21 protein-coding genes are annotated in these 25,429 nt (G+C 63.7%); 16 read left to right on the forward strand and 5 right to left on the reverse strand.

Annotated elements, in window-relative coordinates:
- The first annotated feature begins 22 nt into the window (after nt 1-22).
- Both LU682_RS23210 and dapC read left to right on the forward strand, forming a co-directional pair.
- Nucleotides 23-2,725: a [protein-PII] uridylyltransferase gene (locus LU682_RS23210; protein ID WP_010952673.1), complete on the forward strand. Its 2,703-nt coding sequence runs from the start codon at nt 23-25 to the stop codon at nt 2,723-2,725.
- A gap of 30 nt (nt 2,726-2,755) precedes the next feature.
- A complete protein-coding gene (gene dapC, locus LU682_RS23215) occupies nt 2,756-3,952 on the forward strand; it encodes a succinyldiaminopimelate transaminase (RefSeq protein WP_010952672.1) in 1,197 nt (398 codons plus the stop codon).
- Between the two features lie 105 nt (nt 3,953-4,057).
- Here dapC and LU682_RS23220 read toward each other — a convergent pair whose 3' ends face one another.
- The gene (locus tag LU682_RS23220; protein WP_049587427.1) at nt 4,058-5,704 is read right to left on the reverse strand and encodes a Na+/H+ antiporter; all 1,647 of its coding nucleotides are present in this window, start codon (nt 5,702-5,704) and stop codon (nt 4,058-4,060) included.
- Nucleotides 5,705-5,954: 250 nt separating this feature from the next.
- Here LU682_RS23220 and graT point away from each other — a divergent pair, with 250 nt between their 5' ends.
- The 6 genes from graT to LU682_RS23250 all read left to right on the forward strand — a co-directional run bounded on the left by graT (nt 5,955) and on the right by LU682_RS23250 (nt 9,773).
- The gene (gene graT / locus LU682_RS23225) at nt 5,955-6,233 is read left to right on the forward strand and encodes a type II toxin-antitoxin system toxin GraT (protein WP_010952670.1); all 279 of its coding nucleotides are present in this window, start codon (nt 5,955-5,957) and stop codon (nt 6,231-6,233) included.
- An 8-nt stretch (nt 6,234-6,241) separates the two neighbouring features.
- The gene (gene graA / locus LU682_RS23230) at nt 6,242-6,541 is read left to right on the forward strand and encodes a type II toxin-antitoxin system antitoxin GraA (protein ID WP_010952669.1); all 300 of its coding nucleotides are present in this window, start codon (nt 6,242-6,244) and stop codon (nt 6,539-6,541) included.
- A 124-nt stretch (nt 6,542-6,665) separates the two neighbouring features.
- A complete protein-coding gene (locus LU682_RS23235; RefSeq protein WP_003252272.1) occupies nt 6,666-7,013 on the forward strand; it encodes an ArsC family reductase in 348 nt (115 codons plus the stop codon).
- A 31-nt stretch (nt 7,014-7,044) separates the two neighbouring features.
- The gene (gene dapD, locus LU682_RS23240; protein WP_004574732.1) at nt 7,045-8,079 is read left to right on the forward strand and encodes a 2,3,4,5-tetrahydropyridine-2,6-dicarboxylate N-succinyltransferase; all 1,035 of its coding nucleotides are present in this window, start codon (nt 7,045-7,047) and stop codon (nt 8,077-8,079) included.
- 81 nt (nt 8,080-8,160) lie between these two features.
- Nucleotides 8,161-9,366, forward strand: a complete 1,206-nt coding sequence (locus LU682_RS23245) for a cysteine desulfurase (RefSeq protein ID WP_010952615.1) — start codon at nt 8,161-8,163, stop codon at nt 9,364-9,366.
- Complete coding sequence (locus tag LU682_RS23250; protein ID WP_003252266.1) at nt 9,363-9,773, forward strand: SufE family protein; 411 nt, start codon at nt 9,363-9,365, stop codon at nt 9,771-9,773. The genes LU682_RS23245 and LU682_RS23250 overlap by 4 nt, the downstream gene beginning before the upstream one ends.
- A 112-nt stretch (nt 9,774-9,885) precedes the next feature.
- Here the strand turns inward: LU682_RS23250 and tcdA are convergent, their stop codons facing one another.
- Nucleotides 9,886-10,695 carry a tRNA cyclic N6-threonylcarbamoyladenosine(37) synthase TcdA gene (gene tcdA, locus LU682_RS23255; RefSeq protein ID WP_162490563.1) on the reverse strand — a complete coding sequence of 270 codons (810 nt, stop codon included), beginning with the start codon at nt 10,693-10,695 and terminating at the stop codon, nt 9,886-9,888.
- 119 nt (nt 10,696-10,814) lie between these two features.
- Between tcdA and LU682_RS23260 the strand changes: the two genes are divergently transcribed.
- The 4 genes from LU682_RS23260 to LU682_RS23275 all read left to right on the forward strand — a co-directional run bounded on the left by LU682_RS23260 (nt 10,815) and on the right by LU682_RS23275 (nt 15,955).
- A complete protein-coding gene (locus tag LU682_RS23260; RefSeq protein WP_010952613.1) occupies nt 10,815-13,406 on the forward strand; it encodes a glycosyltransferase in 2,592 nt (863 codons plus the stop codon).
- Between the two features lie 190 nt (nt 13,407-13,596).
- A complete protein-coding gene (dapE, locus tag LU682_RS23265; RefSeq protein ID WP_004574734.1) occupies nt 13,597-14,748 on the forward strand; it encodes a succinyl-diaminopimelate desuccinylase in 1,152 nt (383 codons plus the stop codon).
- Nucleotides 14,748-15,560 carry a putative RNA methyltransferase gene (locus LU682_RS23270; RefSeq protein ID WP_003252259.1) on the forward strand — a complete coding sequence of 271 codons (813 nt, stop codon included), beginning with the start codon at nt 14,748-14,750 and terminating at the stop codon, nt 15,558-15,560. Before dapE ends, LU682_RS23270 begins: the two co-directional genes overlap by 1 nt.
- Nucleotides 15,561-15,577: 17 nt before the next feature.
- Entirely contained in the window at nt 15,578-15,955 is a 378-nt protein-coding gene (locus tag LU682_RS23275; RefSeq protein WP_010952612.1) for a hypothetical protein, read from the forward strand.
- 122 nt (nt 15,956-16,077) lie between these two features.
- Here the strand turns inward: LU682_RS23275 and LU682_RS23280 are convergent, their stop codons facing one another.
- Nucleotides 16,078-16,287: a cold-shock protein gene (locus LU682_RS23280; RefSeq protein ID WP_003252255.1), complete on the reverse strand. Its 210-nt coding sequence runs from the start codon at nt 16,285-16,287 to the stop codon at nt 16,078-16,080.
- A 233-nt stretch (nt 16,288-16,520) separates the two neighbouring features.
- Here LU682_RS23280 and plsB point away from each other — a divergent pair, with 233 nt between their 5' ends.
- From plsB to LU682_RS23295, 3 genes are all read left to right on the forward strand, one after another.
- Nucleotides 16,521-19,007 carry a glycerol-3-phosphate 1-O-acyltransferase PlsB gene (gene plsB / locus LU682_RS23285; RefSeq protein WP_060488741.1) on the forward strand — a complete coding sequence of 829 codons (2,487 nt, stop codon included), beginning with the start codon at nt 16,521-16,523 and terminating at the stop codon, nt 19,005-19,007.
- 76 nt (nt 19,008-19,083) lie between these two features.
- The gene (locus LU682_RS23290; protein ID WP_003252249.1) at nt 19,084-19,482 is read left to right on the forward strand and encodes a YbaY family lipoprotein; all 399 of its coding nucleotides are present in this window, start codon (nt 19,084-19,086) and stop codon (nt 19,480-19,482) included.
- A gap of 33 nt (nt 19,483-19,515) precedes the next feature.
- The gene (locus LU682_RS23295) at nt 19,516-20,202 is read left to right on the forward strand and encodes a DUF4197 domain-containing protein (protein ID WP_010952609.1); all 687 of its coding nucleotides are present in this window, start codon (nt 19,516-19,518) and stop codon (nt 20,200-20,202) included.
- 48 nt (nt 20,203-20,250) lie between these two features.
- Here the strand turns inward: LU682_RS23295 and LU682_RS23300 are convergent, their stop codons facing one another.
- Both LU682_RS23300 and LU682_RS23305 read right to left on the reverse strand, forming a co-directional pair.
- Nucleotides 20,251-23,316, reverse strand: a complete 3,066-nt coding sequence (locus tag LU682_RS23300) for an efflux RND transporter permease subunit (RefSeq protein WP_010952608.1) — start codon at nt 23,314-23,316, stop codon at nt 20,251-20,253.
- Nucleotides 23,317-23,322: 6 nt separating this feature from the next.
- Nucleotides 23,323-24,423: an efflux RND transporter periplasmic adaptor subunit gene (locus LU682_RS23305; protein ID WP_010952607.1), complete on the reverse strand. Its 1,101-nt coding sequence runs from the start codon at nt 24,421-24,423 to the stop codon at nt 23,323-23,325.
- Nucleotides 24,424-24,673: 250 nt separating this feature from the next.
- On the opposite strand from LU682_RS23305, the gene LU682_RS23310 reads away from it, so the two are divergent.
- Nucleotides 24,674-25,315: a TetR/AcrR family transcriptional regulator gene (locus tag LU682_RS23310; protein ID WP_010952606.1), complete on the forward strand. Its 642-nt coding sequence runs from the start codon at nt 24,674-24,676 to the stop codon at nt 25,313-25,315.
- Nucleotides 25,316-25,429: the final 114 nt, after the last annotated feature.

Below are 25,429 nucleotides of genomic sequence, written 5' to 3' on the forward strand. Positions count from 1 at the left end.
CCCACGACAGGAACGTGACGCGATGCCCCAGGTGGACCCCGAGCTGTTCGACCGTGGCCAGTTCCAGGCGGAACTGGCCCTCAAGGCGAGCCCCATCGCCGCCTTCAAGAAAGCCATCCGCCTGGCCGGCGAGGTGCTCGACAAACGTTTTCGCGCCGGCAGCGACATCCGACCGCTGATCGAGGCCCGCGCCTGGCTCGTCGACAATATCCTGCAACAGGCGTGGAACCAGTTCGACTGGGGCGACCAGAGCGGCATTGCCCTGGTTGCGGTGGGCGGCTACGGGCGCGGTGAACTGCACCCGCACTCGGACATCGACCTGCTGATTCTGCTGGGCGCTGCCGAGCACGAGCAGTACCGCGACGCCATCGAGCGCTTTCTGACCTTGCTGTGGGACATTGGCCTGGAAGTCGGCCAGAGCGTGCGCACCGTCGACGAATGCGCCGAACAGGCCCGCGCCGACCTGACGGTGATCACCAACCTGATGGAAAGCCGCACCATCGCCGGCCCCGAGGCCTTGCGCCAGCGCATGCTGGAAGTCACCAGCACCGCGCACATGTGGCCGAGCAAGGAGTTCTTCCTGGCCAAGCGCGCCGAACTCAAGGCCCGCCACCACAAGTACAACGACACCGAGTACAACCTCGAACCCAACGTCAAGGGTTCGCCAGGTGGCCTGCGTGACATCCAGACGGTCCTGTGGGTGGCCCGCCGCCAGTACGGGACGCTCAACCTGCATGCACTGGCCGGCGAAGGCTTCTTGCTGGAAAGCGAGAATGAACTGCTGGCTTCGTCCCAGGACTTCCTCTGGAAAGTCCGTTACGCCCTGCACATGCTGGCCGGACGCGCCGAAGACCGCCTGCTGTTCGACCACCAGCGCAGCATCGCCACGCTGCTGGGCTACAGCGATGAAAACCCCAAGCGGGCGATCGAACAGTTCATGCAGCAGTACTACCGGGTGGTGATGAGCATCAGCCAGCTGTGCGACCTGATCATCCAGCACTTCGAAGAGGTTATCCTCGCCGATGAGGAAAGTGGCAGCACCCAGCCGCTGAATGCGCGGTTCCGCCTGCATGACGGCTATATCGAGGCCACCCACCCGAACGTGTTCAAACGCACGCCATTCGCCATGCTGGAAATCTTCGTGCTGATGGCCCAGCACCCCGAGATAAAGGGCGTGCGTGCCGATACCGTGCGCCTGCTGCGCGAACACCGCCACCTGATCGACGACACGTTCCGCACCGATATCCGCAATACCAGCCTGTTCATCGAGCTGTTCAAGTGCGAAATCGGCATCCACCGCAACCTGCGCCGGATGAACCGCTACGGCATTCTTGGCCGTTACCTGCCAGAGTTCGGCCTGATCGTCGGGCAGATGCAGCATGACCTGTTCCACATCTATACGGTCGATGCGCATACCCTCAACCTCATCAAGCACCTGCGCAAGCTGCAATACACGCCGGTGTCCGAGAAATTCCCGCTGGCCAGCAAGCTCATGGGGCGCCTGCCCAAACCCGAGCTGATCTACCTGGCCGGGCTGTACCACGACATCGGCAAGGGTCGCCAGGGCGACCACTCGGAAATCGGTGCAGTGGACGCGCAGAAGTTCTGCGAACGGCACCAGTTGCCGGCCTGGGACAGCCGCCTGATCGTCTGGCTGGTGCAGAACCACCTGGTGATGTCGACCACCGCTCAGCGCAAGGACTTGTCCGACCCGCAGGTGATCAACGACTTTGCCCTGCACGTGGGCGACGAGACGCGCCTTGACTACCTGTACGTACTGACCGTGGCCGACATCAACGCCACCAACCCGAGCCTTTGGAACTCGTGGCGGGCCAGCCTGCTGCGCCAGCTGTACACCGAGACCAAGCGTGCCCTGCGCCGCGGCCTGGAAAACCCGCTGGACCGCGAAGAGCAGATTCGCCAGACCCAGTCCTCAGCGCTGGACATCCTGGTGCGCGAGGGCACCGACCCGGACGACGTCGAGCAGCTATGGGCGCAACTGGGCGATGACTATTTCCTCAAGCACACCGCCGCCGACGTGGCCTGGCACACGGATGCGATCCTGCAGCAACCGGCCGATGGCGGGCCGCTGGTGCTGATCAAGGAAACCACCCAGCGCGAGTTCGAAGGCGGCACGCAGATCTTCATCTATGCCCCCGACCAGCACGATTTCTTCGCCGTGACGGTGGCGGCCATGTCGCAGTTGAACCTGAACATCCACGACGCGCGGATCATCACGTCGAGCAGCCAGTTCACCCTCGACACCTACATTGTGCTGGACAACGACGGTGGCTCGATCGGCGACAACCCACAGCGGGTCAAGCAGATTCGCGATGGCCTGACCGAAGCGCTGCGCAACCCCGAGGACTACCCGACCATCATCCAGCGCCGGGTACCGCGGCAGCTCAAGCACTTCGACTTCCCGCCGCAAGTGACCATCCTCAACGATGCCCAGCGGCCGGTGACCATCCTCGAAATCACCGCGCCAGACCGCCCGGGCCTGCTGGCCCGGCTGGGGCGGATCTTCCTGGAGTTCGACCTGTCACTGCAAAACGCCAAGATCGCCACCCTCGGCGAGCGGGTAGAAGACGTGTTCTTCATTACCGATGCCGACAACCAGCCGCTGTCAGACCCGCAGCTGTGCAGCCGCCTGCAGGAAGCCATCGTGCAGCAACTGCAGGCCGGCCAAGGTAGCGACACCAGCCAGACCCGCGTGACCTTTTAACGATTAGACGATTGACGAGACCTTGCGCCGATGAACCATGCCTTGACCCAGCTTCAGCCCTATCCGTTCGAAAAGCTTCGCGCCCTGCTGGGCAGCGTGAAGCCTGCGGCGGACAAACGCGCCATCGCCCTGTCGATCGGTGAGCCGAAGCACGAATCGCCGGCGTTCGTCGCCCAGGCCATGGCCGACAACCTCGACAAGCTGGCGGTTTACCCCAGCACCCTTGGTTTGCCAGCCCTGCGCCAGGCCATCGGCCAGTGGTGCGAACGACGCTTTGGCGTGCCCGCCGGCTGGCTGGACGCTGACCGCCACATCCTCCCGGTCAACGGCACCCGTGAAGCGCTGTTCGCCTTCACCCAGGCCGTGGTCAACCGCGCCGATGACGGCCTGGTGATCAGCCCCAACCCGTTCTACCAGATCTACGAAGGCGCAGCGCTGCTGGCCGGTGCCACCCCGCACTACCTGCCCTGCCTGGAAAACAACGGTTTCAACCCGGACTTCGACGCCGTACCGGCCGAGGTGTGGAAGCGTTGCCAGATCCTGTTCCTGTGCTCGCCAGGCAACCCTACCGGTGCGCTGGTGCCGATGAACACCCTGAAGAAGCTGATTGCCCTGGCTGACGAACACGACTTCGTGATCGCCGCCGACGAGTGCTACAGCGAGCTGTACTTCGACGAGGATGCGCCACCGCCAGGCCTGCTGTCGGCATGCGCCGAGCTTGGTCGTAGCGATTTTGCGCGCTGCGTGGTGTTCCACAGCCTGTCCAAGCGCTCCAACCTGCCTGGGCTGCGCTCGGGCTTCGTCGCGGGCGATGCCCAGATCATCAAGCCGTTTCTGCTGTACCGCACCTACCACGGCTGCGCGATGCCGGTGCAAACCCAGCTGGCCAGCATCGCCGCCTGGCAGGACGAGGCGCATGTACGCGAGAACCGCGACCAATACCGCGCCAAATACGATGCCGTGCTGGATATTCTGCAGCCGGTACTGGATGTGCAGCGCCCGGACGGCAGTTTCTACCTGTGGGCCAAGGTACCGGGCGACGATGCCGAGTTCACCCGCGACCTGTTCGAAGCCCAGCATGTAACCGTGGTACCGGGGTCGTACCTGTCGCGTGAAGTGGATGGGGTGAACCCGGGTGCCGGGCGCGTGCGCATGGCACTGGTTGCACCGCTGGCCGAATGCATCGAAGCGGCGGAGCGCATTCGCGCCTTCCTGCAAAACCGCTGATCAACCCCTTCGCGGGCACGCCCGCTCCCACAGGTACAGCGCTGATTTCAAGCGCAGCGCAGTACCTGTGGGAGCGGGCGCGCCCGCGAAGGGCCTTGATAGGGTCTACTTGACTGAACCCAGGTTCGCCTCACTCATATCCAGCTCACCCAGTACTTGCCGCACCACCTCATCCCCCACCAGGTGCTGACGATGCAGGTTGTACAGCTCCAACCGCTGCGCCCTCAGGGCACGCAAGCGTAAACGCCGCTCCAGCAAGTCCATCTGTGCGGCCAGGGCTTTGGCTTCAGCACTGTCGTCGTAGCTTTCCAGCTCATCCCGGTATTCAGCCATCAAGCGCGCCTTCAACTCGGTCGCCAACGTTGCCTGCGCAGCATCCTGCGGTGCGTTGCTGTCGATCACCTCTTCTGCCTCCAAGGCATGAATCGCCGCCTCGGCCGTGCGCCGCCAGGCCTCCTGCACCTCTTGGTGCAAGCGTTCGTCAGGGCTCTTGGTCACCCCGCGCAGTAATATCGGCAGCGCGATGCAGGCGCTGATCAACGACAGCAGGATTACCCCCGCAGCAATGAAGATAAGCAGATCACGCTCCGGGAAAGCGGTGCCAGCCCCTATCAGCAACGGGATCGACATGACACCCGCCAGGGTGACAGCGCCGCGCACCCCCCCCAAGGTCAGCAACCAGCAGGAACGCGCCGTAGGCATCAGCACCAGTGCCGGCTTGCCGCGCCAGCGACGGACCACACCGATCGAGCGCCAGATACTCTGGACCCAGATGAACCGCAACATAATCAGTGCGGCAAAGATCGCCACCACGTCCAGGCAGCGGTAGGCCAATGTCGGCCAGAGGGTCGCTTCGTGGCTGACCACAGCCTTGATGATGTCTGGCAACTGCAAGCCCAACAACAGGAAGATCAGGCCATTGAAGGCAAACTCCAGCAACGACCAGACACTGCGGTTGAGCAGGCGGGTACTGGTCTGACGCGGCAGCAGGTCGAGCCAGCTCTGCATCATGCCGGCCGCCACTGCCGAGAGAATACCCGAAACGCCCAAACGCTCGGCCAGCACGTAGGCTGCGAACGGCAGCAGCAACATGAACACCACATGGGTAGCCGGATCGTCCCAGCCCCGGGTGATCATCCACATGCGCAGGCGACCGATCAACCAACTCAGTACCACGCCCACCGCAAGGCCGCCCAGTGCGACCAACACGAAGCTGAAGCTGGCGTCAGCCAACGAAAACACCCCGGTGATCGCCGCCGCCAAGGCGAACTTGAAGGTTACCAGGCCCGACGCATCGTTCATCAGTGCCTCGCCCTGCAGCATGTGCATCAGGGGTGTGGGCAGGCGGTCCTGGGCAATGGCTGAAACGGCCACGGCGTCGGTCGGCGAAAGCACTGCGGCCAGGGCGAAGGCCACCGGCAACGGGATGCTCGGCAGCAACCAGTGGATGAAGTAACCGGCCCCGACCACGGTGAACAACACCAGCCCCACGGCCAGCGCCACTACCGGGCCACGAATGCGCCATAACTCACGCTTGGGGATGCGCCAGCCGTCGGCGAACAGCAGCGGAGGCAGGAATAGGAACAGGAACAATTCGGGGTCAAGGGCTACATGCAGGCCCAGCGTCGGCCACGCCAGCAAGGCACCGGCGGCAATCTGTACCAGCGGCAATGGCAGTGGGATCACACGGCCGACCAGCTTCGACAGGCTGACCAGCGTCAGCAGGATGAGAACGGTGTAGGCGGACTGCATCCGGGAAAGCTTCCTTTGTGAACCAGAAACGATAGCAAGGCGAAACATCGCCATTGGAACAATATGTTAGCGGCGACCGGCGGTTCGGGGCCGCTGCACGATAGTCGCAGGTGACGGGGGAATATGTAACATGATGATACCCAGCAGATGTGACCGGAGCTTGCGAGTCGCGTGCCCGTTATTGAAGACTTGAACTACAGCGATCCCGTCGTATAATCGAAATTAACGAATAACGTTAAGCATTCAGCTCATGATTCGAAGCTTTAGCTGTGCCGACACGGAAGCGCTCTTCACAACGGGAAAGACACGGCGCGGGTCAGATATCAAGTCAGTCGCGGAGCGCAAGCTGGCCATGCTCGATGCCGCAACAGAGTTGCGAGACCTTAGGTCGCCACCTGGCAATCGCCTCGAGTCACTGAGCGGCAACCGCGCCGACCAGCACAGTATCCGTGTAAATGACCAATGGCGGTTGTGCTTCACCTGGACAGAGCACGGGCCAGTTAACGTTGAAATTGTCGATTACCACTGAGGTGCATCATGCTCAAGAACGGTATGCGTCCAATCCATCCGGGTGAAATCCTGCGGGAGGAGTTCCAGAAGGAAATGGGCTTCAGCGCCGCGGCTCTGGCCAGGGCGTTGGGTGTAGCAACGCCAACCGTCAACAACATCCTGCGCGAACGGGGCGGTGTTTCCGCCGACATGGCACTGCGCCTGTCCATCTGCCTGGACACCACCCCTGAGTTCTGGCTCAACCTGCAGACGGCCTTCGATCTGCGCACAGCCGAACAGCAACACGGCGATGAGATCATCGGGTCGGTCCAGCGTCTGGTCGCTTGAACACATCCTGATCAATAAACAGGGGCGCCACGGGCGTGGCGCCGCGAGGATCGTTCCCGCATAATCCCGCGACTGACATCGAAAAACGGAGAGATTGGGGCTACTTGCAACCCCAATGTACACAATGACCTACACGCTCTACGGCATCAAAGCCTGTGACACCATGAAAAAGGCGCGTACCTGGCTCGAAGACAAAGCCATCGCCTACGAATTCCATGATTACAAAACCCAAGGCATCGACCGTGACAGCCTGAACCGCTGGTGCGACGAACACGGCTGGGAAGTCATCCTCAACCGTGCCGGCACCACCTTCCGCAAGCTGGACGACGCCAGCAAGGCAGACCTCGACCAGGCCAAGGCCGTCGAGCTGATGCTGGCCCAGCCGTCGATGATCAAACGCCCGGTGCTCGACCTTGGCGCGCGTACCCTGGTTGGCTTCAAGCCCGACCTGTACGCCGCTGCCCTGGCCTGAGCCCCCACCCTATTTCGCACGAGGTAATCACATGTCCAATACCCTGTTCAGCCTGGCCTTCGGTGTCGGCTCCCAGAACCGCCAGGGCGCCTGGCTGGAAGTGTTCTACGCACAACCGCTGCTCAACCCGAGCGCCGAACTGGTTGCTGCAGTAGCCCCTGTTCTCGGTTACGAAGGTGGCAACCAGGCCATCGCCTTCAGCAACGCCCAGGCCGCACAACTGGCCGAAGCCCTGAAAGGCGTGGACGCTGCCCAGGCCGCCCTGCTGACCCGCCTGGCAGAGAGCCACAAGCCGCTGGTCGCCACCCTGCTGGCCGAAGACGCTGCCCTGAGCTCGACCCCAGAGGCCTACCTCAAGCTGCACCTGCTGTCGCACCGCCTGGTCAAGCCGCATGGCGTAAGCCTGGCCGGTATCTTCCCGCTGCTGCCGAACGTGGCCTGGACCAACCAGGGCGCGGTCGACCTGGGCGAACTGGCCGAGCTGCAACTGGAAGCACGCCTGAAGGGCGAGCTGCTGGAAGTGTTCTCGGTGGACAAGTTCCCGAAAATGACCGACTACGTGGTCCCGGCCGGCGTGCGTATCGCCGACACCGCCCGTGTGCGCCTGGGCGCCTACATTGGCGAAGGCACCACCATCATGCACGAAGGCTTCGTCAACTTTAACGCGGGCACCGAAGGCCCGGGCATGATCGAAGGCCGCGTTTCCGCTGGCGTATTCGTCGGCAAGGGCTCGGACCTGGGCGGCGGCTGCTCGACCATGGGCACCCTGTCCGGTGGCGGCAACATCGTCATCAAAGTCGGCGAGGGCTGCCTGATCGGCGCCAACGCCGGTATCGGTATTCCGTTGGGCGACCGCAACACCGTCGAAGCCGGCCTGTACATCACCGCGGGCACCAAGGTGAACCTGCTGGACGAGAACAACGAACTGGTCAAAGTGGTCAAGGCCCGCGACCTGGCCGGCCAGACCGACCTGCTGTTCCGCCGCAACTCGCTGAACGGCGCGGTAGAATGCAAGACCCACAAGTCGGCCATCGAGCTGAACGAAGCGCTGCACGCTCACAACTGAGAACCCTGCCGGGTTTGAGGTGTTAAGATCGGGTCTGGCGCCAATGCACCAGACCCGATTTTCATTCCAGGCCTCGCAAACATGTTCCAGCCCTCTCCCTGGCGTGCCGACTTCCCCGCCATCGCCGCCCTGCAACGGCAGCACCAGACCTATCTGGACAGCGCCGCCACCACCCAGAAGCCGCAAGCCTTGCTCGATGCCCTGAGCCATTACTACGGCCATGGCGCGGCCAACGTGCACCGTGCCCAGCATTTGCCCGGTGCGCTGGCGACCCAGGCCTTCGAAACCAGCCGCGACAAGGTCGCCGCCTGGCTCAATGCCGCAGACTCGCGGCAGATCGTGTTCACCCACGGCGCCACCTCGGCACTGAACCTGCTGGCCTATGGCCTGGAGCACCGCCTCGAAGCCGGTGACGAAATTGCCATCAGTGCCCTGGAGCACCATGCCAACCTGCTGCCCTGGCAACAGCTGGCGCACCGGCGCAACCTGCACCTGGTGGTGCTGCCACTGGACGCCCATGGTCGTATCGACCAGGACCAGGCACTGCAACTGATCGGCCCGCGCACCCGAGTGCTCGCCATCAGCCAGCTGTCCAACGTGCTGGGTACCTGGCAACCGCTGCCAGCGCTGCTGGCCCATGCCCGCGCCCAGGGCGCGCTGACGGTGGTCGATGGTGCCCAGGGCGTGGTGCATGGTCGCCAGGACATGCAGCAACTGGGCTGCGACTTCTATGTGTTTTCCAGCCACAAGCTGTACGGTCCGGACGGCGTCGGCGTGCTCTATGGCCGCGCCCAGGCCCTGGAGCTGTTGCGCCACTGGCAGTTCGGTGGCGAGATGGTGCAGCTGGCCGAGTACCACAGCGCCAGCTTCCGTCCCGCGCCCCTGGGCTTCGAAGCGGGTACGCCGCCGATTGCCGGGGTGATCGGTCTGGGCGCGACACTGGACTATCTGGCCAGCCTCGATGCCCATGCGGTCGCAGCGCATGAAGCCAGCCTGCACCAGCACCTGCTGCGTGGCCTGGGCGACCGCGAGGGCGTGCGGGTGTTGGGCGCACCGCAGACGGCCCTGGCCAGTTTCGTCATCGAGGGCGTGCACAACGCCGATATTGCTCATTTGCTGACTGAACAGGGCATTGCCGTGCGTGCCGGTCACCACTGCGCCATGCCACTGCTGAAGGGGCTGGGGCTGGAGGGCGCGATACGGGTATCGCTGGGTTTGTACAACGACAGCGATGACGTGCAGCGTTTCTTCGACGCGCTGGACCAAGGCCTGGAGCTGTTGCGATGAGCCTGCCGGAACAGGCGCACCAAGCGCTGGAAGCGTTTCAACAGGGCAAAGGCTGGGAACAGCGTGCGCGGCTGTTGATGCAGTGGGGTGACCGCCTGGAGCCGCTTGCAGACGCCGAAAAGACCGAGGCCAACCGGGTGCATGGCTGCGAGAGCCTGGTATGGCTGGTGGCCGAGCAGATCGAGGGCGTGTGGCGGTTCAAGGCCAGCAGCGATGCCCGCTTGTTGCGTGGGCTGCTGGCGCTGTTGCTGGTGCGGGTGCAGGGACTGGCCAGTGAGGAGCTGGCCGGGATTGATCTGCGCGAGTGGTTTACCCAGCTCGGGCTGGAGCGCCAATTGTCGCCGTCGCGCAGCAATGGGCTGCATGCGGTGTTGCAGCGGATGGCGGAGTTGGCGTCCAACCGCTGAATCGGCGCTGGTTGCTTCGCGGGCCCGCCCGCTCCCACAGGTACGGCATCATGCTTGGAAGAGATGCAGTATCTGTGGGAGCGGGCAGGCCCGCGAAGAAACCCACGCGGTCTTATTCAGGCTTGACCCGTTCCGACGGCCGGCGCGCTCCAGCCACCAGTTTTTCTATCGCCTTGCTCGCCGCTACCATGCCAAAGGTCGCGGTCACCATCATCACCGCACCAAAGCCACCCGAGCAGTCCAGCCGCACGCCCTCACCCACGAAGCTTTTCTGCAGGCAGACGCTGCCATCCCCCTTGGGGTAACGCAGCTGTTCACTGGAGAACACGCACGGCACGCCATAGTTGCGGCTGACATTCCGCGAGAAGTTGTAGTCGCGGCGCAGGGTGGAACGCACCCGTGAAGCCAACGGGTCGTTGAAGGTCTTGTTCAGGTCGGCGATCTGGATCTGCGTCGGGTCGATCTGCCCGCCCGCGCCACCGGTAGTGACAATGGCAATCTTGCGCCGCCGACACCAGGCGATCAACGCCGCCTTGGCCATGACGCTGTCGATGCAGTCGATCACGCAGTCGAGGTGCTCGGTGATGTACTCGGCCATGGTCTCGCGGGTGACGAAGTCGGCCACCGCATGCACCGTGCACGCCGGGTTGATCGCTCGCAGGCGCTCGGCCATGACCTCGACCTTGGGCCGCCCCACCTGCCCTTCCAGCGCATGGGCCTGGCGGTTGGTGTTACTGACGCAGACATCGTCCAGGTCGAACAGGGTAATCTCGCCCACGCCGCTGCGTGCCAGGGCTTCGGCCACCCACGAGCCCACCCCGCCAATACCGACCACAGCCACATGGGCCTGGCCCAGACGTTGCAGCCCCTGGTCGCCATACAGCCGGGCAACGCCGGCAAAGCGTGGATCTTCTGTGCTCATGTTCATACCCCAAAAAACCGGCGCGCATTATATGCCAGTGCGCCCTTGGCCTGCATCGTTAGGAAAGAGACTGCCAACCCTGCTTTAATGTCCTATCACTTCCACATGAATGGACGACGATGTCTTCACGTAAATTCGGCCTGAACCTGGTAGTGGTGCTGGCCATCGCCGCACTGTTCACCGGGTTCTGGGCACTGATCAACCGCCCGGTCTCCGCCCCCGCCTGGCCAGAACAGATCTCTGGCTTTTCGTATTCGCCGTTCCGCCTGGGCGAAAGCCCACAGAAGGGTCAGTACCCCACTGACGACGAAATGCGCCAGGACCTGGAGCAACTGAGCAAACTGACCGACAGCATCCGTATCTATACCGTGGAAGGCACCCAGGCCGACGTCCCGCGCCTGGCCGAGGAGTTCGGCCTGCGGGTGACGCTGGGGATATGGATCAGCCCGGACCTGGAGCGCAACGAGCGCGAAATTGCCACGGCCATCCAGCTGGCCAACACGTCGCGCAGCGTGGTGCGGGTGGTGGTCGGCAACGAGGCGCTGTTCCGTGAAGAAGTCACACCGGAAAACCTGATCAAATACCTGGACCGCGTACGCGCAGCCGTGAAGGTGCCCGTGACCACCAGTGAACAGTGGCACATCTGGAAGGAACATCCTGAGCTGGCCAGGCACGTCGACCTGATTGCCGCGCACATCCTGCCCTACTGGGAGTTCGTGCCGATGAAGGATTCGGTCGAGTTCGTCCTCGAGCGCGCCCGTGAACTGAAGCACCAGTTCCCGCGCAAACCTCTGCTGCTGTCGGAAGTCGGCTGGCCGAGCAACGGCCGCATGCGCGGTGGTGCCGATGCCACACAGGCCGACCAGGCCATCTACTTGCGCACCCTGGTCAATACCCTCAACCGCCGTGGCTACAACTACTTTGTCATTGAAGCCTATGACCAACCCTGGAAGGCCAGCGACGAAGGATCGGTAGGCGCCTACTGGGGCGTCTACAACGCCGAGCGCCAGCAGAAGTTCAACTTCGACGGCCCCGTGGTGGCGATCCCGCAGTGGCGGGCCCTGGCAGTGGCGTCGGTGGTGCTGGCAATGATCGCCTTGATGGTGCTGTTCATCGATGGCTCGGCCCTGCGCCAGCGTGGCCGTACCTTCCTGACGTTCATCACCTTCCTGTGCGGGTCGGTGCTGGTGTGGATCGCCTACGACTACAGCCAGCAATACAGCACCTGGTTCAGCCTGACCGTGGGCGTGCTGCTGGCCCTCGGCGCGCTGGGTGTGTTCATCGTGCTGCTCACCGAGGCCCACGAACTGGCCGAGGCGGTCTGGATACACAAGCGCCGCCGCGAGTTCCTGCCCGTGCAGGCCGACACTGCCTACCGGCCCAAGGTGTCGGTGCATGTGCCGTGCTACAACGAGCCACCTGAGATGGTGAAACAGACCCTGGACGCCCTGGCCGCCCTGGACTACCCCGACTACGAAGTGCTGGTGATCGACAACAACACCAAGGACCCGGCCGTGTGGGAGCCGCTCAAGGCCCACTGCGAAAAGCTTGGCGAGCGCTTCAAGTTCTTCCACGTCGCGCCACTGGCCGGCTTCAAGGGTGGCGCGCTGAATTACCTGATCCCGCACACGGCAAAGGACGCCGAAGTGATCGCGGTAATCGACTCGGACTACTGCGTCGACCGCAACTGGCTCAAGCACATGGTGCCGCACTTCGCCGACCCGAAAATTGCCGTGGTGCAGTCACCGCAGGATTACCGTGACCAGCACGAAAGCGCCTTCAAGAAGCTGTGCTACAGCGAATACAAGGGCTTCTTCCACATCGGTATGGTCACCCGCAACGACCGTGACGCGATCATCCAGCACGGCACCATGACCATGACCCGGCGCAGTGTGCTGGAAGAACTGGGCTGGGCCGAGTGGTGCATCTGCGAGGACGCCGAACTGGGCCTGCGCGTGTTCGAGAAAGGCCTGTCCGCCGCCTACGCCCACAACAGCTACGGCAAGGGCCTGATGCCCGACACCTTCATCGACTTCAAGAAGCAACGCTTCCGCTGGGCCTACGGCGCCATCCAGATCATCAAGCACCACGCCGGCGCGCTGCTGCGCGGCAAAGGCAGCCAGCTGACCCGTGGCCAGCGCTACCACTTCCTGGCCGGCTGGCTACCGTGGATCGCCGATGGCATGAACATCTTCTTCACCATCGGCGCGCTGTTGTGGTCGGCGGCGATGATCATCGTGCCGCATCGGGTCGATCCGCCCCTGATGATCTTCGCCATCCCGCCGCTGGCGCTGTTCTTCTTCAAGGTCGGCAAGATCATCTTCCTGTACCGCCGAGCGGTGGGGGTGAACCTCAAGGATGCCTTCGCAGCTGCGCTGGCCGGGCTGGCACTGTCGCACACCATCGCCAAGGCGGTACTGTATGGTTTCTTCACCAGCAGCATGCCGTTCTTCCGCACGCCGAAGAACGCTGACAGCCATGGGTTGCTGGTGGCGATTTCCGAAGCCCGTGAAGAGCTGTTCATCATGGTGCTGCTGTGGGGCGCGGCGTTGGGTATCTACCTGGTGCAGGGGCTGCCGAGTTCGGACATGCGCTTCTGGGTGGCGATGTTGCTGGTGCAGTCGTTGCCTTATGTGGCAGCGCTGGTGATGGCGTTCCTGTCGTCGCTGCCCAAGCCCGCAGAAAAGGCTGCCCAAGCGCAGCAGGCTTGAAGTTGCCTGGGCCGACCTGTGCAGCCCATTCGCGGGCACGCCCGCTCCCACCGGCTTGGCACAGGCGTTCAGAGCTGTGCAGTACCTGTGGGAGCGGGCGTGCCCGCGAATGGGCCGTGCTGCCCGAAACCATTTGATATAAGATAACGCCCCTCAGATTTCCCCGCCTTGCCTTGCCCCGGAGTCCCCCATGACGGCCCCTGCCGAGCTCTCGCCTACCCTTCAACTGGCCTGCGACCTGATCCGTCGCCCCTCGGTCACCCCCGTCGACGCCGATTGCCAGGCGCAGATGATGAACCGTCTGGGCGCCGTCGGTTTCCAGCTGGAGCCGATGCGCATTGAAGACGTCGACAACTTCTGGGCCACCCACGGCAGCCAGGACGGCCCGGTACTGTGTTTTGCCGGCCACACCGACGTGGTGCCTACCGGCCCGGTCCAGCAATGGCAGCATGAACCCTTCGAGGCACTGATCGACGCCGACGGCATGCTCTGCGGCCGTGGCGCCGCCGACATGAAGGGCAGCCTGGCATCCATGGTCATCGCCAGCGAGCGCTTCGTGCAGGACTACCCGAACCACCGCGGCAAGGTCGCGTTTCTGATCACCAGCGACGAGGAAGGCCCCGCCCACCACGGCACCAAAGCGGTGGTCGAGCGCCTGAAAGCGCGCAACGAGCGCCTGGACTGGTGCATCGTCGGCGAACCGTCCAGCACCACCTTGCTGGGTGACGTGGTCAAGAACGGTCGCCGCGGTTCGCTGGGCGCCAAGCTGACCATACGCGGCAAACAGGGCCATGTGGCCTACCCGCACCTGGCGCGCAACCCGATCCATCTGGCCGCCCCGGCCCTGGCGGAACTGGCTGCCGAGCACTGGGACGAAGGCAATGCGTTCTTCCCGCCAACCAGCTTCCAGATCTCCAACCTCAACTCCGGCACCGGCGCCACCAACGTGGTCCCGGGCGAGCTGACCGCGCTGTTCAACTTCCGCTTCTCTACCGAGTCCACCGTCGAAGGCCTGCAGGCCCGAGTGTCGGCGATTCTCGACAAGCATGAACTGGACTGGTCGGTCGACTGGGCACTGTCGGGCCTGCCGTTCCTGACCGAACCAGGCGAGCTGCTCGACGCCGTGGCGGCCAGCATCAAGGGCGTCACCGGTCGCGATACCCAGCCCTCCACCAGCGGCGGCACTTCCGATGGCCGCTTCATCGCAACCATGGGCACTCAGGTGGTCGAACTCGGCCCGGTCAACGCCACCATCCACCAGGTTGACGAGCGGATCCTGGCCAGCGACCTCGATCTGCTGACCGAAATCTACTACCAGACCCTGGTCCGGTTGCTCGCCTGATGCTTGCCTGCCCGCTTTGCCAGGCGCCGCTGAGCCGGCTCGACAATGGAGTGGTGTGCCCGGCCGGCCACCGCTTCGACCGCGCCCGCCAGGGTTACCTGAACCTGCTGCCGGTGCAGCACAAGAACAGCCGCGACCCCGGTGACAACCAGGCGATGGTCGAGGCACGCCGCGACTTTCTCGACGCCGGCCATTACGCGCCGGTCGCCCGCCGCCTGGCCGAGCTGGCCGCCGAGCGCCAGCCTGGCGCCTGGCTGGACATCGGCTGCGGCGAGGGTTACTACACCGCACAGATCGCCCAGGCCTTGCCAGCCGCCGACGGCTATGCGCTGGACATCTCCCGCGAAGCGGTCAAGCGTGCCTGCCGCCGAGCACCGGCGGTCACCTGGATGGTCGCCAGCATGGCCCGCGTGCCGCTGACCGACGCCAGTTGCCAGTTCATCGCCAGCGTTTTCAGCCCGCTGGACTGGGCCGAGGCCAAGCGTTTGCTCAGCCCCGGCGGCGGCCTGATGCGAGTCGGCCCCACCAGCGGCCACCTGATGGAACTGCGTGAAGTGCTCTACGATGAAGTACGCCCTTACGCCGACGACAAGCACCTGGCCCTGGTCCCTGAAGGCATGGCCCACGCCCACAGCGAAACCCTCGAGTTCCGCCTGAGCCTGGCCGCGCCCAAGGCCCGCGCCGACCTGCTGGCCATGACCCCACACGGCTGGCGCGCCAGCGCCGAAAAACGTGCCCGGGTGATCGACCAGCCCGAGCCGTTCGAGGTCACGGTTTCCATGCGTTATGACTATTTCGTGCGCCAAGACTGAGCACACCCGGAGCCCTTATGCGTCAACCTGATATCGAGATCTACCTGAAGGACGCCGACGTCGACCACAAGCAGATTGCCGAGTGGCTCGCCCAGGCAATCGGCCCGTGCACCGAGTGGAAGCAGAAAGGCCATACCTTCAAATGCCAGGCCGGTAACATTCCGGTCACTTGGTTACCCAAGGCTGTAGGGAAATGGAACAGCCTGTATCTGGAAAGCGACCAGACGCCGTGGGCCGATGACGTTGCCTGCGCCCGCGCCGCATTTGCCGCGCTGGGTGTGGAAGTGCGCTGCGCGCCGGGTGGCTGGGTCGAGGAAGACGGGGAAGAAGATGCTGACCGCTGGGTCCGCATCAGCGCCGACGGTGAAGAGGAAATCACCTGGCGTACATCATGAAACGGCAGGCTTGCTCGTTTCTGTAGGAATGGGTTTACCCGCGAATACGGGCTATGCCCGTGGCAGCCACCGTGGTGGCTGCTTCGCGGGCAAGCCCGCTCCTACGGCTTGAAACCAGAGGCTCAGAGGCCCACTACGTCTTCGGCTTGCAGGCCTTTCTGGCCCTGCACGCAGGCGTACTCCACCCGCTGCCCTTCGACCAGGGTACGATGCCCCTCACCGCGGATCGCCCGATAGTGGACGAATACATCCGCACCACCTTCGCGCTGAATGAAGCCATAACCCTTGGCATCGTTGAACCACTTTACATTCCCAGTCTCACGAGACGACATCTGAACTACTCCGGATTTTTATTGTGAAGATCGCCTTGCAGGCACGAGGTCACCTGCCCCGTGCCAACGCCGCTTGCCGAAATATCCTGCAAGTGGCAGGCCGAGTATATGACACAGAACAAAAAAAATTGATGACGGTCCCGTCGTTGGCCGAATTTTGCTGAACTTACGCCGATACGGCAGACTAAATAGCAGAATACTCACCTGAAAATCACACCCAGGGCACACACCCCATGATCCGTTCCCCCCTGCACCGCCTGATATTCGGCGGCCTGCGTCGCCTGTTGTACCTGTGGGTGCGCTCCGAGACCATCAACCAGTCTTCCATGACCCTCAACCTCGACCGCAGCCGGCCGGTGTTCTATGCGTTGCCCTCGCCCGCGCTCACCGACCTGGCCGTGCTCGACCACGAGTGCACCAAGGCGGGGCTGCCGCGCCCGGTGCTGCCGGTAGCCGTCGGCCCACTGCAGGAACCCGCCGCGTTCTTCTACCTGACCCCCGACCCGGACTGGCTCGGCCGCCAGGACAAAAGCGGCGCCCCGCCCACGCTCGAGCGCCTGGTGGCTGCCGTCAGCCAGCATGCCGAAGAAGATGCGCAGATCATTCCTGTCAGCGTGTTCTGGGGCCAGACCCCGGCCAGCGAGTCCAGCCCCTGGAAGCTGCTGTTCGCCGACAGCTGGGCGGTAACCGGGCGCCTGCGCCGGCTGCTGACCGTACTGATCCTGGGGCGCAAGACCCGGGTACAGTTCTCCGCGCCAATCCACCTGCGCGAACTGGTGCAGCACAACAAAGGCCACGAGCGCACCGTGCGCATGGCCCAGCGCCTGATGCGCGTGCACTTTCGCAACCTCAAGACTGCCGTCATCGGCCCGGACATCTCGCACCGGCGCACCCTGGTCAAAGGCCTGGTCCATGCCCCGCAAGTGCGCCAGGCGATTGCCGACGAAGCTCAGCGCGAGAACCTGCCGCTGGCCAAAGCCGAGGCCCAGGCACTGCGCTATGGCAACGAGATAGCCTCGGACTACACCTATACCGCCATCCGCTTCCTCGAAGTGGTGCTCAGCTGGTTCTGGAACAAGATCTACGACGGCATCAAGGTCAACCACATTGAACAGGTGCAGGGTATCGCCCCTGGCCATGAAGTGATCTACGTGCCATGCCACCGCAGCCACATCGACTACCTGCTGCTGTCGTACCTGCTGTTCCGCAACGGCCTCACCCCGCCGCACGTGGCTGCAGGCATCAACCTCAACATGCCGGTGGTCGGTAACCTGCTACGCCGTGGTGGCGCCTTCTTCATGCGCCGCACGTTCAAGGGCAACCCGCTTTACACGGCAGTGTTCAACGAGTACCTGCACACCCTGTACACCAAGGGCTTCCCGGTCGAGTACTTCGTCGAAGGCGGCCGCTCGCGCACCGGGCGCATGTTGCAGCCGCGCACCGGGATGCTGGCCATTACCCTGCGCAGCTTCCTGCGTTCGTCGCGTACGCCAATCGTGTTCGTGCCGGTGTACATCGGCTACGAGCGCGTGCTCGAAGGCCGTACCTACCTGGGCGAACTGCGCGGCGCCAGCAAGAAGAAGGAGTCGGTGTTGGACATCTTCAAGGTGTTCGGCGCACTCAAGCAGCGCTTTGGCCAGGTCTACGTCAACTTCGGCGAACCCATCCGCCTGGCTGGTTTCCTCGACCAGCAGCAGCCCGGCTGGCGAGAACAGGATCACGGTCCGCAGTACCGACCGGAATGGCTCAACGCCACCACCGCCCGCCTGGGAGAAACCGTGGCCCGCCACCTCAACGAGGCGGCCGCCATCAACCCGGTCAACCTGGTGGCCCTGGCACTGCTGTCCACCAGCCGCCTTGCCCTGGACGAGCGCGCCCTGACCCGCGTACTCGACCTGTACCTGGCGCTGCTGCGCCAAGTGCCCTACTCGCCGCACACCACCCTGCCCGAGGGCGACGGCCAGGCACTGATCGAACATGTGCGCAGCATGAACCTGGTGGCCGAGCAGAAGGACGCCCTGGGCCGCATCCTCTACCTGGATGAAGGCAACGCGGTGCTGATGACCTACTACCGCAACAACGTGCTGCACATCTTCGCCCTGCCGGCGCTGCTGGCCAGCTTCTTCCTCAGCAGTTCCCGCATGAGCCGCCAACTGCTGGGCCAGTATGTGCATGCGCTTTATCCCTATCTGCAGGCCGAACTGTTCCTGCGCTGGACGCCAGAACAGCTGGACGAGGTCATCGACCAATGGCTGGTCGCGCTGGTGGAACAGGGCCTGCTGCGCCAGGACAACGACCTGTACGTGCGCCCGGCGCCCAGCTCGCGGCAGTTCGTGTTGCTGACCCTGCTCGCCCGCACCATCACCCAGACCCTGCAGCGCTTCTACATGGCAACCTCGCTGCTGATCAACAGCGGGCAGAACAGCCTGAGCGCCGAAGCGCTGGAAGACCTGTGCGTGATGATGGCCCAGCGCCTGTCGATCCTGCATGGCCTGAACGCACCGGAGTTCTTCGACAAGACGCTGTTCCGCCACTTCATTCAGACCTTGCTTCAGCAAGGCGTGCTGCACGCCGACGCGCAAGGCAAGCTGAGTTATCACGACAAGCTCGGCGAGCTGGCCGAGGGCGTGGCCAAGCGAGTACTGTCGGCCGAGCTGCGCCTGTCGATCCGCCAGGTGGCCCTGCACCGTGACGACGGGCTGGAAACTTCGACCCTCTAACGGTTCATCGGTCGGCAAAATCCGCTAAAGTCCGTGGGGTTGGCCACAAGCCAGCTCCAAGGACACCGGAGATTCCATGAAAAAGCTCTTTATGCTGTGTTGCGCATCCCTGCTTGCAGCCTGCTCCAGCCAAACCCCACCCAACCAGGCCAGCCTGGACGGTGAAGTCTTCTACCTGCAGCGCATTGCCCTGCCGCCTGCCGCCACCCTGAGCGTGGAACTGCAGGATGTGTCGCTGATGGACGCCCCTGCCGTGACCCTGGCGCGCCAGGCCGGCCCGGTCAAAGGCAACGTGCCGCTGCCGTTCCATCTCACCTATGACCCCGCGCAGGTCAAGCCTGGCCACCGCTATGCGGTAAGTGCGCGCATTGAGCTGAATGGCAAGTTGCTGTTCATCAATACCGAACACCACGGTGTCGCGCTCGATGGCAGTGACCCGCAATCGGTACGCATCAAGGTAGACCAGGTTCGCTGATACCCGTACTCATCCGTTTACAAGGAAAGCTTCATGATCCGCACTTCCCTGCGCTTCACCACCCTGTGCGCCGGCCTGCTGCTGTCGGCCAGTGCCCTGGCCCTGTCGCTGGGCGACCTCAGCCAGAAAGATGCCACCGGCGGCCTGAAAGATGCCCTGACCCAAGGTGCGCAACTGGCCGTCAAGCAACTGAGCACCCCAGGCGGCTTCAGCAACAACCCGGACGTGCGCATCGAGCTGCCAGGCAACCTGGGCAAAGCCGCCAAGGCGATGAAGATGTTCGGCAAGGGTGAACAGGTCGAAGCCCTGGAAACCAGCATGAACAAAGCCGCCGAGGCCGCCGTGCCGCAGGCCCAGGCGATTCTGGTGGATGCCGTGAAGAACATGAGCGTGACCGATGCCAAGGGCATTCTCAGCGGCGGTGACGACTCGGCCACCCAGTACCTGAACAAGAGCAGCCGCGAGCAGATCCGCGCCAAGTTCCTGCCAATCGTCAAGCAGGCCACCGACAAGGTTGGCGTGGCCCAGCAGTACAATGCCTTCGCCGCTCAGGCCAAAGGCCTGGGGCTGGTCAAGGATGACGCCAATATCGAGAACTACGTGACCGAGAAGGCGCTGGATGGCCTGTTCGAGATGATCGGCAAACAGGAGCAGAACATTCGCCAGAACCCGGCAGCGGCGGCTACCAGCCTGGCCAAGAAGGTCTTCGGCGCGCTGTAGGAGCGGGTTTACCCGCGAAGGGAGGGCTAAGCCCTCCCCCTGCGGCCTTCAGCCCTTCTTCACCCTGAACCACGCCGCATACAACGCCGGCAGGAACAGCAGTGTAAGCACCGTGGCCACGATCAGCCCGCCCATGATCGCCACCGCCATCGGCCCGTAGAACACACTACGCGACAACGGGATCATGGCCAGCACCGCCGCCAGCGCGGTCAGCACGATCGGCCGGAAGCGCCGCACCGTTGCCTCGATGATCGCCTGCCAACGCTCCATCCCCGCTGCTATGTCCTGCTCGATCTGGTCCACCAGGATCACCGAGTTGCGCATGATCATCCCCGCCAACGCAATGGTGCCAAGCATGGCGACAAAGCCGAACGGCTGGCGGAACACCAGCAGGAACAGGGTCACACCGATCAGCCCCAGCGGCGCGGTGAGGAACACCATCACCGTGCGCGAGAAACTGCGCAGCTGGATCATCAACAAGCTCAGGACTACCACGATGAACAGTGGCATACCGGCATTCACCGATTTCTGCCCACGTTCGGAGTCCTCCACCGTGCCGCCCACCTCCAGCAGGTAGCCATCGGGCAGCTTGGCGCGAATTTCCTGCAGGGTCGGCAAAATCTGCTTCACCAGCGTCGCAGGCTGCTCCTGGTCGTAGATATCGGCACGCACGGTCACCGTCGGCAAGCGGTTGCGGTGCCAGATAATGCCTTCTTCAAAGCCGTACTCCAGGGTCGCCACCTGCGACAGCGCCACGCTCTGGCCATTGTCGGTGGGCAACGCCAGGCTGCCCAGATTGGCCAGCTCGCTGCGCTCCTGGAGGGTGCCGCGCAGCAGGATCTCGATCAGCTCGTTGTCCTCGCGGTACTGGCTGACCGTGGTGCCGATCAGCGAGCTTTGCAGGAAGCTCGCCAGGTGCGAAGTGCTTACGCCCAGCGCACGGGCGCGGTCCTGGTCGATTTCGAGGAACACCGCCTTGCTGGGTTCTTCCCAGTCCAGGTGCACGTTCACCACATGCGGGTTCTCGCGCACCTTGTCCGCCACTTCACGGGCCAGTGCACGGGCCTTCTCGATATGCTCGCCAGTGACCCGGAACTGCACCGGGTAGCCCACGGGCGGGCCGTTTTCCAGGCGCGTGACCCGGGCGCGCAGGTCGGGGAACTGCTGGTCCACCGTGCTGATCAGCCAACTGCGCAGGCGCTCGCGGTCTTCCATCGACTTGGCCAGCACCACGAACTGGGCAAAGCTGGCTGCCGGCAGTTGCTGGTCCAACGGCAGGTAGAAGCGCGGCGAACCGGTGCCCACATAGGCCACGTAGTTGTCGATACCGTCCTGCTGCTTGAGCAGCGCCTCCAGCTGCTTGACCCGCTCGGCGGTATTGGCCAGCGAGGCGCCTTCGGCCAGCTTCAGGTCAACCATCAGCTCCGGGCGCCCGGAAGCCGGGAAGAACTGCTGGGGTACGAAGCGGAACAGCAGGATGCTGCCGACAAAGGCAGCGATGGTCAGCAGGATTACCGTCTTGCGCCGCCGTACGCACCACTCCACCAGCCGTCGCACGCGCTGGTAGAACGGGGTGGCGTATGGGTCTGGTGCATGGCCGTCCTTGCCATGACGCGCCGCATGCAGCTTGGCCAGGTCGGGTAGCAGGCGCTCGCCCAGGTAAGGCACGAACACCACGGCCGCCACCCAAGAGGTCAGCAAAGCGATGGTGACCACCTGGAAGATCGACCGGGTGTATTCGCCCGTGCTGGAGGCCGCGGTGGCAATTGGCAGAAAGCCTGCTGCCGTGATCAGCGTACCGGTGAGCATCGGGAAGGCCGTACTCGTCCAGGCATAGCTGGCTGCCTTGAGGCGGTCATAGCCCTGCTCCATCTTGATCGCCATCATCTCCACGGCAATGATCGCGTCGTCCACCAGCAAGCCCAGGGCCAGCACCAGCGCGCCAAGGGAAATCTTGTGCAGGCCGATGCCGAAGTAGTGCATGGCGGCAAAGGTCATGGCCAACACCAGCGGAATGGCCAGCGCCACCACCAGGCCAGTGCGCAGGCCCAGCGAGAAGAAGCTCACCAGCAGCACAATGACCAACGCCTCGACCAGCACCTGTACGAACTCGCCCACGCCGGCCTTCACCGCCGCCGGCTGATCCGAAACCTTGCGCAGCGCCATGCCGGCAGGCAGGTTATGTGCCAGGCGCTCGAACTCGCCTTCCAGGGCCTTGCCCAGTACCAGGATGTCGCCACCGTCTTTCATCGACACCGCCAGGCCAATGGCATCCTCGCCCATGAAGCGCATGCGCGGTGCAGGTGGGTCGTTGAAGCCACGGTGTACCTCGGCGACATCACCAATCCGGAAGGTGCGATCACCCACGCGAATGGGGAACTGGCGGATCTGCTCGACACTGTCGAAACGCCCGCTCACGCGCAGTTGCAAGCGCTCGCTGGGCGTCTCGAAGAAACCGGCGGTGCTCACCGCGTTCTGCTCTTGCAACGCCTTCTGCACGGCTTCCAGCGGCACGCCGAGGGTGGCCAGCTTGAGGTTGGACAGCTCGATCCAGACTTTCTCGTCCTGCAGGCCGATCAGATCGACCTTGCCCACATCCTTGACCCGCTGCAGCTGGATCTGGATACGGTCGGCGTAGTCCTTGAGCACCGCATAGTCAAAGCCTTCGCCAGTCAGCGCATAGATATTGCCGAAGGTGGTGCCGAACTCGTCGTTGAAGAACGGGCCCTGGATCTCCGGCGGCAAGGTGTGGCGAATGTCCGCAACCTTCTTGCGGATCTGGTACCACAACTCGGGGATGTCCTTGGAGTGCAGCGAGTCGCGGGCCATGAAAGTAACCTGCGATTCGCCGGGGCGAGAGAACGAGACGATTCTCTCGTACTCACCGGTTTCCATCAGCTTCTTCTCGATGCGCTCGGTCACCTGCCGCGCCACTTCTTCAGCGCTGGCGCCTGGCCACAGGGTGCGGATGACCATGGCCTTGAAGGTGAATGGCGGGTCCTCGCTCTGGCCAAGCTTGGTGTACGACATGGCGCCAATGGCGGCCAGCAGGATCATCAGGAACAGGACGATCTGGCGGTTGCGCAGCGCCCAGGCAGAAAGGTTGAAACCCATCGGGACTTACTCCTTGGCCGTCAGGTTCACTACACGGTTGCTGCGGTCCACGGGGCGTACCTCCTGGCCCTCGCGCAGTACATGGCCACCAGCGGCAACCACCCAGTCACCTGGGTCCAGGCCTTCGAGCACCGGCACACTGTCGCTGCCATAAGCCCCCAGGCGCACGGTCGCCCGCTCCAGGCGGCTTTCCTTGTTCACCCGCCAGACATAGGCCTGACCGTTTTCCGCGGTCACTGCCGACAGCGGTACCGCCAGCGGGATCAGCCCGTCCTTGGCGATGAACACCCGGGCGCTCTGGCCCAGCTCGGCCGGTACGGCGGCCGTGGTGAAGGCGATGCGCGCCGCGAACGTGCGCGAGCGCGGGTCGGCGGCCGGTGACAGCTCGCGAATGCGCCCCTGGAAACGCGCCTGCGGGTGCGACCACAGCTCCACGCTCACCGGTTGGCCCACAGCGAAGCGGGCGAACTGCTGCTCCGGCAGGCCGATGGCCACTTCTCGCTCGCCATCGGCGGCAAGGGTGAACACGGTCTGCCCGGCGGCGACCACCTGGCCCACTTCAACCTGGCGCTTGGCGATCACCCCGGCCTGCGGCGCACGCAATACGGCATATTCGGCCTGGTTGCCCGCCACATCGAACTCGGCCTTGGCCTGCTTCAGACGGGCAAGGCCTGCACGGTAGAGGTTTTCGGCATTGTCGTACTGGGAGTGGCTGACCATCTGCCGCTCCAGCAGCTTCTGGTAGCGGTCGCGTTCGGCGCGCACCAATGCCAGGTTGGCCTCGGCAGCCGCCAGCTGGGCGCGGTTGGCTTCAAGTTGCAGGCGCACGTCCTGCGGGTCCAGTTCGGCCAGCGGCTGGTCGGCCTTGACCCGCTGCCCCTCCTCCACCAGACGCTTGCTGACCTTGCCGCCAATGCGGAAGGCCAGCTCCGGCTCGAAGCGCGCGCGCACTTCGCCGGGGTAACTGTCGGCAGCGGCTTCGGCCGGCTGTGGCTGCACCACCAGCGCCGGGCGCGGCGCGGCGGGTGGGGCGGCTTCCTGACCACACGCCGCCAGAAGCAGGGCAGCGGCGGCGGGCAGAGCGATGGACAAGGCATGGCGCAACATGATGAATCCTTTCGCGGAGTGCACATTTAATATTTGTACTGGCTGGTATATTAAATCAGCGCAACGATGCCGGGAAGGGCATGCGCTGGTTTTTCGACGACCTGGCTGGAGCCCTCTGGCGCCTGTGAGATCAAGCGGCGGCTGAACGCCCACCCTGTCGATCAACTCAACGCTGGCAGGCCGCAGGTAAATGTGAGCTAGTTTTAGCCGTATCGCAGCTGACCCGTTAAGATGGGGATTCTTAAACCAGATGCAGACCACAATGCTCAACGACGCACCCATCGGCCCAGGCCGGCCCAAGGACCTGGCCAAGCGCGAGGCGATCCTCGAAGCGGCCAAGGCCCTGTTCCTCAGCCTTGGCTACGCCAACACCAGCATGGATGCGGTCGCTGCGGCGGCAGGTGTTTCAAAGCTCACCGTCTACAGCCACTTCACCGACAAGCAGACGTTGTTCTGCTCGGCGGTCATGGCCACCTGCCAGGTCCAGTTGCCTGACCTGCTGTTCGAGTATCCCGAGGGGGTACCGGTGGAAGAAGTGCTGCTGACCATTGCCCGCAACTTCCAGGCGCTTATCAGCAGTGACGAAGCGGTCAAGCTCAGCCGCCTGATCATGGCCCAGGGCAGCCTGGACCCGAGTTTTGGCGAGTACTTCTACGAGGCCGGGCCCAAGCGCGTGCTCGCAGGCATGGAAGCGCTACTGCGCGGCGCACATGAGCGCGGGCTGCTGCGCATCGACAACCCATTGAGGGCGGCGGAGCACTTCTTCTGCCTGGTCAAGGGGGCGCCAGATTACCGGTTGCTGCTGGGATGTGCGGGGCCGCTGGAAGGCGATGAAGCCGAGGCACATGTGCGCGAGGTGGTAAAAGTGTTCTTACGGGCGTTTAGGGACTGAGAAAAATCTTCATTAATACTTTTTCAATCGCTCACTAGCCAAACTTCTGCCTTCTGCCTTCTGCCTTCTGCCTTCTACGTGAGTGCACGCAGAAGGTAGCTGATATAGAGTTCA

Source organism: Pseudomonas alloputida, assembly GCF_021283545.2.
GTDB classification, from domain to species: Bacteria; Pseudomonadota; Gammaproteobacteria; order Pseudomonadales; family Pseudomonadaceae; genus Aquipseudomonas; species Aquipseudomonas alloputida.